General features: G+C 48.1%; 10 protein-coding genes. All 10 read left to right on the plus strand.

The window, feature by feature from the left end:
* Positions 1-6: 6 nt before the first annotated feature.
* The gene (locus AKG43_RS07550; RefSeq protein WP_054599956.1) at positions 7-2,460 is read left to right on the plus strand and encodes a UvrD-helicase domain-containing protein; all 2,454 of its coding nucleotides are present in this window, start codon (positions 7-9) and stop codon (positions 2,458-2,460) included.
* Between the two features lie 70 nt (positions 2,461-2,530).
* The gene (locus AKG43_RS07555; RefSeq protein ID WP_054599970.1) at positions 2,531-5,542 is read left to right on the plus strand and encodes an LPD7 domain-containing protein; all 3,012 of its coding nucleotides are present in this window, start codon (positions 2,531-2,533) and stop codon (positions 5,540-5,542) included.
* Between the two features lie 113 nt (positions 5,543-5,655).
* Entirely contained in the window at positions 5,656-5,856 is a 201-nt protein-coding gene (locus AKG43_RS07560; RefSeq protein ID WP_004285818.1) for a hypothetical protein, read from the plus strand.
* The gene (locus AKG43_RS07565; protein WP_054599957.1) at positions 5,843-6,118 is read left to right on the plus strand and encodes a type II toxin-antitoxin system mRNA interferase toxin, RelE/StbE family; all 276 of its coding nucleotides are present in this window, start codon (positions 5,843-5,845) and stop codon (positions 6,116-6,118) included. Before AKG43_RS07560 ends, AKG43_RS07565 begins: the two co-directional genes overlap by 14 nt.
* Before the next feature lie 115 nt (positions 6,119-6,233).
* Positions 6,234-7,172 (plus strand): hypothetical protein, encoded by a 939-nt coding sequence (locus AKG43_RS07570; RefSeq protein WP_054599958.1) that lies wholly within the window; start codon positions 6,234-6,236, stop codon positions 7,170-7,172.
* Positions 7,173-7,240: 68 nt separating this feature from the next.
* Entirely contained in the window at positions 7,241-7,786 is a 546-nt protein-coding gene (gene mobC / locus AKG43_RS07575) for a plasmid mobilization relaxosome protein MobC (RefSeq protein ID WP_054599959.1), read from the plus strand.
* A gap of 16 nt (positions 7,787-7,802) precedes the next feature.
* Positions 7,803-8,873 carry a hypothetical protein gene (locus tag AKG43_RS07580; protein ID WP_054599960.1) on the plus strand — a complete coding sequence of 357 codons (1,071 nt, stop codon included), beginning with the start codon at positions 7,803-7,805 and terminating at the stop codon, positions 8,871-8,873.
* Between the two features lie 89 nt (positions 8,874-8,962).
* The gene (locus tag AKG43_RS07585; protein WP_054599961.1) at positions 8,963-9,967 is read left to right on the plus strand and encodes a site-specific DNA-methyltransferase; all 1,005 of its coding nucleotides are present in this window, start codon (positions 8,963-8,965) and stop codon (positions 9,965-9,967) included.
* 36 nt (positions 9,968-10,003) lie between these two features.
* On the plus strand, positions 10,004-10,336 hold the full coding sequence (locus AKG43_RS07590) for a hypothetical protein (RefSeq protein ID WP_054599962.1): 333 nt from the start codon (positions 10,004-10,006) through the stop codon (positions 10,334-10,336).
* A gap of 71 nt (positions 10,337-10,407) precedes the next feature.
* Positions 10,408-11,136, plus strand: coding sequence for a phage Gp37/Gp68 family protein (locus AKG43_RS07595; RefSeq protein ID WP_054599963.1), 729 nt, complete (start codon positions 10,408-10,410; stop codon positions 11,134-11,136).
* Positions 11,137-11,322 lie beyond the last annotated feature (186 nt).

Here is an 11,322-nt window from a genome sequence, read left to right on the forward strand (position 1 = left end):
AGAATTTTGGAGCCAGATGACGAAATTATCAGCGAATTGTCCATGCTTTTTCCTAACAGCCAGTCTAGTTGGGTAAGATTTTCAACAAAGTTCAAAAAAAAGCATTTTATAGACGTATTAAAAGAAACATATCGCTTGGGTTACGAACAAGGCAATAAAAATGTACTTGAAAGTCCAAGAGAATCAAGAGAACTAAATATTTCTTTCAATAAACCGAATGATTATGTTGAACTCGAACCTGATACAGCTATTTATGGTCCCGAGAAATTTCCTGTTACCAAGAAACTGGTAGAGGAAATGAAGGGAGATACTCAAAAAGCCGTTGATGCTGGCTTAGTCTCCATGCCAACCGAAGAGCAATGGGAAATGATATTGTCGGATCATCCAGCTTCAAATGTTACAGCCGGAGCCGGCTCCGGGAAATCTACCACATTGGTTTTGCGGGTCATTTTTATGATTTGCTATTTAAATATCAACATTAATGAAGTAAAAATTATTTCCTTTACAAGAGCATCTTGTGATGAGTTGAGAGAAAAAATAAAAAAAGTATTAACGTTTCCAATTTGGGAGAAAAAGAGTTCTCTAAACGATGTTGATATGGATAAGCTTCTGAAAGATTTGGTAAAGACCTTTCATGCCTCTCTTGCTTCAGTAGCAAAAAGACAGTACAAGAGCTTTGATTTTTTTGAATTTCTAAAAAATAAATCATTAGAGAGTGACATTCTCACACAAGATGATTGTGAGAATTTCTTTCTTACTAATGTAGATGGTGTACAAAAAGAAAAGTTGCTTGAGGTATATCGTAGCTGCTTTACTGAAATAGAAAAGTTTCGTAATGCGATCATGCAACTCTTTCATATATCTATATCCAATAAGAAATTTAAATTAAGTAAAACAAGTAATAGTAAGCCGTATGGGGAATATGTGATTAAGACCGCCGCAAACCGCGATCTACAAATCACTAATTTGGTAAACAGCTATTGGATTGATGATATTCAAAAGAGTGGTATAGATTTAAAACTTAAACCTGAACAAATATTTACCGAAAATGGCAATTCTTTTTACTGTAATGCTGTCATCAAGATCAAAGACCAATCCGTACCGATTTTTTTCAGTTTAAATGGAAAAAAAGATGATCAAGAGCTTGTTTATAACCAAAATGATCAGCCTGATAAGTTATCTTTAAAAAATGCTCTAATTGTCAAAAGAAATCTTATATTGAACTTCATTACATCTGATTACTATCACATAGAAGATGTAAAAGATTTGAAGAACTTACAATTTCTCCTTTTATATGGAGAAGAAGTGTTATCACCTAATATTAAAGCGCCTCGTTTCAATATCCAATTGGATGGGGAGCTAAATGAGAGCCCGATTGAAGAGTTGCTCTTTGCTCAAGCATCTTTTATTCAGAATTTGGGTATGGAGGTTCAAATTCCGATAAACCATATATCAAATAAGCGATTATTCAAAAAATCAGACGCAGAGTTCCACTTTGCGACCGCATTACAATATTTTATGCCTCACTTTGAGGAGTTTATCGGCAATCACAAAGTAATCACTTTCAATAGACTATTTCTTAATGGTGCAAATCAACCGGAGACTCTGCCCTCCACTAATCAACTTTTAAAGTTCAGGCATTTATTAATTGATGAGTTTCAGGATATTTCACCTCAAATTGTAAAGTGGATTCTAGCCATTCATCGTAAATTAGCTGACATCAATATTGATCCGTCCATTATGGCTATTGGGGATGACTGGCAGTCAATATATGGTTGGCGTGGGAGTGCTCCCGAACTGTTTATCCATTTTGAAGAGCATTTCCCTATTTCTTCTCAATTAGAAAGCCGTCCTGCGAAATATAAAATGATGAAAAATTTTCGTTCAGTAGAACCAATACTGAAAGATGCTGAAAAAATTCTACGGGATATAAGAGTCAAAGTTGACAAGCAAGCTGAAGCAGTAAGGCAAAATGATATAGGGTGCAAAGGTATAGAGATTGTTAATAATATTGATTTCAAAAAAACAAATGATATTCAGAAAGTTGTAAATAGAATTATTTTAGAATATCAATGGGCTTCTTCACTTGATAAATCAGACAAAAACAAAGTACTGGTTATGGCGCGAACCAGAAAAGTGTTGGATGCCGTGAAAAAGGAATTGAATAAAAAGATGAGAAACATTCGCGATATAAAGTTTTTTACGTTTCACCAATCGAAAGGCTTGCAGGCTGAAGTTGCAATTTTATGTGGTGATTGCAGGTATGATTTGAATCACAAATTCAGAAATGCGGTGTATGAATCTTGCAAAATTTTTTCTCAGACCTACGATCAGGCAGCCAAAGATGAAGCATTCCGCCTTGCCTATGTTGCAACCACCCGTGGTATTCGACGTACCATTTGGTTTATTGAGGAATTCTATCAAGATGGAGCAGCCATCCAATTGAAGAGACCCAACTAAATTTTTAATTTCAAACACATAATCCGCCATTAATTGAATGTTGATGGCGGTTTTCTTTTGGAGAAAAGTTATGAGCAACTACGACGACATCCGAAATGCACTAACTTATATCGATTCACACGATCGTGAAACTTGGATACAGGTTGGCGCGGCACTGAAAGACGAGCTGGGAGAGGAAGGTTTTAACCTGTGGGACAGCTGGTCTCAAGGAGCGGATAACTATAATGCCCGTGATGCTAAAACAGCTTGGAAATCATTCAAACCCGGGCTGGTACACATTGGCTCTCTGTTTTATCACGCCCGTGCCAACGGCTACCGCCCCGACAAGCCTTACACGCCGCTGCCTCCCGAAGAGCAGGCACGGATTCGGGCGGAGCGGGAAGCAACCCGCTTGGCCGAAGAACAAGCCCGTGCCGAACGCCGGGAACAGGTCAAACATCTTGCCCAACGGATTTGGGCGGGTGCTACACCCGCCGACATCAGCCATCCCTACTTGGCGGCCAAAGGCATTACCGGTGCGGCCGCTATTGCCGGGCTGCGCCAAAACCTGTATCAGGGCGACAATAATCTGTTGGTACCGGTGTATTTCAACCGCGAGATTGTCAACGTTCAGTCCATCAATCAGGACGGCGGCAAGCGGTTTTTGGCCGACGGCCAAGTACAAGGCGGTTTTGCGGTGGTGGGCGACGCCGCCAACACCCAAAACGGCATTGTGATTGCCGAAGGTTTCGCAACGGCCGCAAGTATCCACCAAGCTACGGGTAAAACCGTTATCGTGGCATTCAATGCGGGTAATATGCCCGAAATATCGGAGCGGCTTGCCCAAAACCTGCCCAAAGACGTGCCGGTTGTGTTTGCGGTGGACAACGACGCATCCCAAACCGGCATGAAAAAGGCTTTACAGGCGGCAGCATATTTTGAAGGCCGCGCCCAAGTAGTCGAGCCTGAATTTACGATGGCGCAAATCCGCCGGTATCAGCTGGAGAACGGCGCTGACTACAAAGGCCGCCCCAAGCTGCCGAGCGATTTTAACGACTTGCACCATTTGGCCGGAATTGATGCCGTGCGTGAAAAAATGGATTCGGCTTTCAGACGGCCTGAAGCGGCACCCGCTGTCGCGCCGGAAGTCGGACAACCGCGCCCCGCCGCCGCACCCGCCATGACAGATGAAGAGTGGGCAGCCGTAGTTGCCGAAGAAGCCCGCTTATCGGGCTATTCCGCGCCGCCGCCCGCCGAACCGCCACACCAAGCCGCCCAAACTGAGGCGGCTTCTGTTTTACAGGAGCAGGAGATGAACAGTAACGAACATGATGCAATTGGGACGGAAACCGCAGCGGAAAAGCCGTCTGAAAACGCCGCCCTGTCGGAAAACACCATCGAATACGCTACGCTGCGCCGGGGCAAAGAACCCGAACCCTATCAGGGTGTGGATCCCGATCACGTTTTCGGCAGAGGCCGTACCGCCGACGGGGTATCCGGCCATTCGTATTATGAAGGCGATTTCAAGCATTATGAAATGTATGATCCGCGCACCGATACCCAGTATTTGCAGGATACACCGGAAAAAATCCAAGCCGATTTGGATAAAGCGGGCGATATAGGCGAGTATGAAGGCGTAACCCACGACGGTGAATTGATTACATTCCGTAAAACAGAAGCGGGCTGGGAATCGCCCCTTCCGGGTAACGTCCCGGAGAAAAACGAAGGGATACCCGAACATGATGCCGCATCAGTCAAAAAGCCCGTGACTGATTTGAATTACCGTATCCCGCCGGAAAGCATTGAGAGCCGTTACGTTGTTGCCGGTGGCAAATATTTGTCGGCAGCCAACCACACTACCGTGATGTTCACGGATGCGGGTAAAAAAATCAGCACCGCCAAAACCGATATGCAAACCATCAACGATATGCTCGAGGTGGCCAAAGCCAAAGGCTGGGACAGCATCAAAATCAGCGGCAGCCAAGAGTTTAAATCCATGATGTATGTGGCGGCTGAAAGCCGGGGTATCCGCACCACCGGATACCGCCCCAAACCCGAAGACCTGGCCTTGTTGGAGCGGATGCGGCAGGAGCGTTCGTTGAATGCCATCGAACCGCAGCCCGAACGCGCACCGGCAATAGAGCCGGTAAAGGAAAAGGTTGCGCCCGCCCCATATCCCGGCGATAAACGGCAAAAGCCGTCTGAAACCCAAGCGGGGGAAGCGGCCAAAACCGCAGCGGCCGCAGAAGTGGGAGAGCGGATTGTGGACGTCGGCACGGCTCATTACCGCCACAACCCTAAAGAGCAACTCAGTCCGTATATCGTGTTGGAGCGCGAGGGCAAGGAACGCACCGTTTGGGGCGTGGATATTCCCGATGCAATGGCACGCAGCGGAGCCGAAGTCGGCGACCGCATCCACTTGCACAAGTTGGGTAAACAACCGGTTGAGATTGAAGTAGCTGTCCGTGATGAAAACGGGCAAGTTACCGGTACCGAGAAAAAAGAAGTTGAGCGCAATCTTTTCAGAATGGAGATCGTGCAAGACAACCGGCAGCAGCAGGAGAAAGAAACGCCGGCTAAAGGCGAGCAAAAGGTGTCCGCCAAGCCCGATGTGGAGATGCTGTCGAAGGCAGATAAGATGATGGCGCAGAATGAATTGCCGTCTGACGCTACGATCAATTCTTCCCCTGCCGCCGATACACAGCTAGGCGTTCCCGTGCAAGCCGTCGGGCAGTCCGAAATCCGCTCCGAAGTGGTTATACAGGCAAACCGTATGAAAACGGCTGCTTTGGAGACAAACTATCTGTCGGCCAAAGCGGTTTACGCGGATAAGGCAGCCAAGTTGTCTAAAGCGAACAAACAGCACCTGCAATGGCACGAGCGAAATGTTCTAGACACCATCCGCGGCCTGAAAGGTGATGCCCGCACGTTGGCACTTACGAACTATTACGAGCATACGGCCAAACAGATGAGCGGTTCCAAGCTGAAACTGCCCAAGCCGATTAAGCAGCCCGCCCATCAGCAATCGCCGACCAACCAAACAACCGAACGCAACCAACAGCATGAACGTTCGCAAGGTAAAGAAATGGAAATTGAGCGTTAATGCTGCTCCTTTGAGATAAGGCCGTCTGAAATTTCAGACGGCCTTATCCGTTGACAAAACAAAGCCGTATCAGGCACGATAGCCCTATCCAATCTTTTGAAAGAGGTTCCGCGATGGCAGAAACCGCATTGAAACTTGATCCGAGACTTTCGGAATTCGATTCCCCGAACGAAGCCGATTCTTACCTGCAATGGCTTGAAAACAAGGTCGAGTCCGCCCGTGCTGCTTCCACAGTCAGCCATGAAGAAGCATTGGCGCACTTTGAGCAGCAACGGATGAAGAGACTGGAACGCCTGAAAAATGCACATCATTGAATGGTCGGCAGGCGCATTGTCTGATGTTGACGATATTCTCGACTTTATTTTTGCAGACAATCCTCATGCAGCCGTTGAAATGGATTTGCTGATACATGATTCGGTTCAGCATTTGTCCACTCTGCCGTATATAGGCAGAAAAGGTCGCGTGGCCGATACCAGAGAATATGTGATACACCCCAATTACTTGATTATTTACGAAGTATCCCCAAGCCGTGTGAAAATCCTGTCGGTACTTCATGTACGGAAAGAATATCCGTAACCTTATATTTTGTTTATCGCCTATGGCCGTCTGAAATTTCAGACGGCCATATTCACATTTGGACCATACCGCCCGGACATCGCAGTTCGGGCTTATTTTGTTTCGGAGTAAGTACATGGAGAACGAAAGCAAACCCGCCAGCAGTAAACGCATGGAGATTTTGCAGCAGTCTTTGGCCAAAAAGCAGACTGCTTTCGACAACAAATTGCAGGCGCATTTCGACGACGTGCAGTCTGCAAACGGCCAACCGCTTAACGACAAGCGCAACGGCCAAGCGACCATGAACCGTTGGGAACGACAGAACGAGAGTTTGCGCACTCTTCAAAAAAGCATCGAAAAAACAGAGGCGGCCATTGAGCGGGAGCAGCGGAAAATTGATTATGTCGCACGCACCCCGATTCCCGAATTTTTAAAGCCTATGTTGGAAGCGGGAGAAATTACGCAATGGCGCAAGTATCCCAACCGCTTTTTCGTGCCGGGAGTGGAAAAAGCCCGTATTGTGTGGCACGAAGACAAACAGGAGTTCGGTTACAGTCATTTGCAAGGCGTTAAAGGGGAACAATACGCCAAATTCCGCGATACCTATAATCATATCCGTGCCCTGCATAAGCAGGAACGCGAAAAAACGCTGAAAACAAACAGTATGGAAAACCCCGCTCAAGATACCGTTGCCGATAAAGCATGGCAATCTGCTTCGCCGGACAATGTTTCAGACGGTCTCTTTACAGAGCCATCTGAAAAAAGTTTAAGTAGCTCAATGAGGCCGTCTGAAACCGTTCAGACGGCCTTTTCCAATGGCGTGTCGGAGCAAAGTCCGCAAGGCAGCTTGAATGTACTCAAACACCAATACCTGATGCAGACGGCCACGTTGTCAACGGCAGACAAACAGCACCGCACCGTTTTGGAACATGCGTTGGAAAAAACCATATTCGGCCTGCCTGTCGATATTCAGATGCAGGCAAGGATTAATTTCTACCGGTCGCATGTGCAGGATACCGCCAAGAAATATGAGACCACGGCGGAGCGGCAACCTGAAACCGGTATTGAGCGGTGATTCTGAATAGCGTTTGTAGATTAGCCTGCATCTATACGCGATGCAGGCTTTTTCGGGATGTATGATTTATGAATGAAACAGCTAACCAAGCGAAATCAATACCTGTCAGGGTGTTTGGTCTAAAAGAACACGAATTACAATCTCTTCGCGAAGTGGCCTTTAAACGTTTCGGGAAAGCCAGTGTATCTTTATTGGCCAAAAAACTGTTGCAGGCGGAGTTGGAAGCCGCCGCCGAACCCGATCCGGTACAACTGCCGCCGCCCAAATGTAAAAAGCGCATCACCCTGCGCCTACCGGATAAAGACCGCGCCTATCTTGAAGCGGCAGCGGATACACGTCGCGGCTCCATCAATGATGTCGTCAGAGATATTATCCAATCCCATATCTCGCATCATCCGATTTTGTCGGCATTTGAAGCCGACGTGCTGTCGCAGTCTAACTACCAGTTGGTCATGATAGGCCGCAATCTCAACCAAATCGCCCGCCGCCTGAATGCGGGCGAAAACGTATCTTTGAGCAGCCAACAGATTGCCGAACTGAAAAAGTTCATTGATGCCCACGTCGGCAAGGTAAACCATGTGCTGCAAACCAACCGCCGCAGGAAGCGGGAGTAGCCGGAAAGGAGTGATGATGACATTGCACCGTAAAATAGACGATTGGTTCTTGGGGTATAAAACCCGGGCGATTAAAGCCAAAAAAGACGGCGGGCTGTATTTCGGCAACGGAAAGCGCAATCCCGCCAAGCCGTTGAAGCCCGGCAGCGGTTTGGCCAACTTGCGCGCCGCCGCCCTCAAACATCCCGAAGTAATGGTTAAAATCCCGAAGCGGCTCAGTAACAACTCCAAAGGTATGAAAGGTGTTCGTAACCATTTGGATTATGTTTCGAGAAACGGCGAAGTGCCGCTGGAAACGCAATCCGGCGAAAAGCTGATCGGCAAAAGCGCGGTCATGGATTTTGCAGACGACTGGCGGAAGCTCGGCATTCCCGAAGAAAGCAAGCATAAGGAAGCACTTAATATTGTGCTATCCATGCCCGAAGGCACGCCGCCGGACGCGGTGTTGAATGCCGCCCGCAACTTCGCCGCCGAACAATTTGCCGGGCATCAATATGTGTTCGGGCTGCACCACGACAGCCACGATCCCGACGAACCGAAACACCCCCACGTCCATTTATGCGTGTTGATACGCGACGAGTTCGGGCAGCGGCTCAATCCTCGCAAAGCCGATTTGTTCGAGTGGCGTGTCCGTTTTGCCGAAAAGTTACGCGAAGAAGGAGTGATGTGCGCGGCCACCAAGCGCATACACCGGGGAAAAGTCCAAAAACCGGAAAACAGCCTGCTGCGTGCCATGCGGCAGCGTGGTGTGTTGTCCAATGTGGCAAGACAACAGGCCGTCGAATTGATAGAAGCCTTGAAAAACAATGACCGCCCCAAGCATCCGTATCTAAAAGAAACCATGCAGACGCGCGGCATTATCCTGGAACAATACGGTCTGATAGCCAAAGAGCTTTACAAGATGGGGCATAAAAGCGAAGCGCGGATCATCAGCAAACTGGCCAAAGAAGTGGCCGGGCAATCGTTTGATACCAAAGCGCAAAACCAGTACGACACCGTTAAAGGTATTCAGCCTGCACACTATAAGCAGCAACAGCAATCCCAAAAATACGATAACAAAAACCAAGATAAAGACATATCACGGTAATTTGCACATTAGCGTTTTTTAGAGAGATGTTTCCTACTCGGAAACATCTTTTGTTTTTCAGACGGTTTTTGGTATGAAAGGTCTACTTAATGACAGCTTACACCCAATCTGACAACGGCCGCCTGTTTACCGGCGACTGCCGCCTAGTGCTGCCCCGGCTGACCCGACAAGGCGTGAAAGTTCAAACCTGTATCACATCTCCACCTTATTACGGCCTGCGTGATTACGGTTGTGACGGACAAATCGGCTTGGAGCCGACGGTAAACGAGTATGTCGGCAACTTGGTGGAAGTGTTCCGCATGGTGCGCGATGTATTGGCCGATGACGGAACCTTATGGCTCAACCTCGGCGACAGTTATGCAGGCAGCGGCAAAGGCCGTAATGCCGACGGCAGCCCGTTTAGCGGATATCAAGATTCGTTTCAGACAAACGCCCAACTGACAGGCCGTCTGAAAAGCACACCGCTGTCAGACGGCCTCAAAGCCAAAGACCTGATCGGCATTCCGTGGCGTGTCGCCCTCGCTTTGCAGGCAGACGGCTGGTATCTGCGCCAAGACATCATTTGGCATAAAACCAACCCGATGCCCGAATCCGTTACCGACCGCTGCGTCCGCTCACACGAATATCTCTTCTTGTTATCCAAAAACAATCGTTACTACTTCGATCATGAAGCGATCCGGGAGCCATCGGACAGTTACGGACGCCCCGGTGCAAACCGACAAAATGATTTCCGCCGGACGAAAGGCAAATATACGGCAACGCCGAATCCCGGCCAGCGTGCGACCCAACACCGCAGTAACCGTGAGCATACGCCTGCACGGCCGCTGCGTAACAAACGCAGCGTATGGCCGGTATCCACCGTCGCCGCCCGGCACGACCATTTGGCGGCTTTCCCGCCGAAGCTGGTTGAGCCGTGTATTTTGGCCGGTTCCCGTCCGGGCGATTGGGTGCTGGACCCGTTTTCGGGGAGCGGTACCGTAGCGGAAACGGCCAACCGTTTGGGGCGAAAGTGGATAGGTATCGAACTGAATCCCGCTTTTGCCGAATTGCATCAAGAACGGACGGCACAAATGGCAATCGGATGGGCATTGTGACACATACGGGCGGCAATATTTTTCTGGAGGTTTGATATGGCTTTTTACATTGAATCCGGTTGCGCCCTTCACGAATACGAAGACCTTGATTCCGCTTTACGGGATTTTTGCGCCCATGAACATTTGGGCGCGCGTCTCTACTTCATCAATGATGCGGGGGAAAAGGAATATTGGTTTTGGGATTTTTGGCATCGGTACGGCTGTTTTCAGACGGCCTGTTTTGATGCCGACGGCCTTTTCCCGTCCGATTATCAGCAAGTGAATTGCGAGAGTGATTTGGACAACGGCTGTAAGGATGAACCGAGTGGTGCGGATTTTCCGTGCTTTGAAAGCGGTTCTGAGCAAGATTGTCAAGAAATCCCGTTTTAATTACCGCCGATATAGATAAGCCGCCTATCACGGCCAATCTGTCTCGGACACTCGTACTTAAAGAGGTTTATATGGCTGACAGCAATATCGAATGGACGGAGCGTACATGGAATCCCATAACCGGCTGTACCAAAGTATCGCCCGGATGCAAAAACTGTTACGCCGAATCAATGGCGAAGCGTTTACAGTCCATGAACACGCCCGGTTATGAAAACGGTTTTGTCCTTACCCTGATGGAAGGCCGTCTGAAAGAACCCGCCGACAGAAAAAAGCCGGCGGTTTATTTTGTGAACTCCATGTCCGACACGTTTCACGAAAACGTACCGTTTTCTTACATCGACCGTATTTTTGAAACCGTCCGGCAGACACCGCAACACACTTATCAGGTGCTGACCAAGCGGGCGGAAAGAATGGCGGAATACTTCGCTACGCGAACCGTTCCTGAAAATGTATGGCTAGGCGTATCGGTAGAAGACAGGCGTTACGGCCTGCCCCGGATCGAACTGCTTAGGAATATTCCGGCAACCGTCCGCTTTATTTCCTGCGAACCGCTGTTGGAAGATTTGGGGCCTTTAAACCTTACAAACATCGAGTGGGTTATCGTCGGCGGGGAATCCGGCTCCAAAGCAAGACGGATGCAGCCTGTTTGGGTGGATAACATCCGACGGCAATGCAAGGTTGCCGGAACCGCTTTTTTCTTCAAACAATGGGGCAGCTGGGGAGCAGACGGCATAAAGCGCAGTAAACATGCCAACTTCTCTAATGCTGACGGTAGGAAGAAAGAATATTTGACCATTTGAATTTTTTGAGGGAATAAAAAACTACCACATTGCAGTTGCACATGTTTCAGCAGGCATGACAGCAATAGTTTAATAGGCTTTAAATAAACCATTAGTAAGTATATTGGTATTTGCTTTCAGATTTTGAAAGTAATGACTTTTTTAACAAAGCAATTTAAAATAACTTATATATATGTCTCTTATACA

This window comes from Neisseria sp. 74A18, assembly GCF_001308005.1.
GTDB classification, from domain to species: domain Bacteria; phylum Pseudomonadota; class Gammaproteobacteria; order Burkholderiales; family Neisseriaceae; genus Neisseria; species Neisseria dumasiana.

What these genes read in the sequence shown, in the direction of transcription:
- AKG43_RS07555 (WP_054599970.1), top strand. Translation starts at nt 2,531, where the DNA reads ATGAGCAACTACGACGACATCCGAAATGCACTAACTTATATCGATTCA.
- AKG43_RS07560 (WP_004285818.1), top strand. Translation starts at nt 5,656, where the DNA reads ATGGCAGAAACCGCATTGAAACTTGATCCGAGACTTTCGGAATTCGAT.
- AKG43_RS07565 (WP_054599957.1), top strand. Translation starts at nt 5,843, where the DNA reads ATGCACATCATTGAATGGTCGGCAGGCGCATTGTCTGATGTTGACGAT.
- AKG43_RS07570 (WP_054599958.1), top strand. Translation starts at nt 6,234, where the DNA reads ATGGAGAACGAAAGCAAACCCGCCAGCAGTAAACGCATGGAGATTTTG.
- mobC (WP_054599959.1), top strand. Translation starts at nt 7,241, where the DNA reads ATGAATGAAACAGCTAACCAAGCGAAATCAATACCTGTCAGGGTGTTT.
- AKG43_RS07580 (WP_054599960.1), top strand. Translation starts at nt 7,803, where the DNA reads ATGACATTGCACCGTAAAATAGACGATTGGTTCTTGGGGTATAAAACC.
- AKG43_RS07585 (WP_054599961.1), top strand. Translation starts at nt 8,963, where the DNA reads ATGACAGCTTACACCCAATCTGACAACGGCCGCCTGTTTACCGGCGAC.
- AKG43_RS07590 (WP_054599962.1), top strand. Translation starts at nt 10,004, where the DNA reads ATGGCTTTTTACATTGAATCCGGTTGCGCCCTTCACGAATACGAAGAC.
- AKG43_RS07595 (WP_054599963.1), top strand. Translation starts at nt 10,408, where the DNA reads ATGGCTGACAGCAATATCGAATGGACGGAGCGTACATGGAATCCCATA.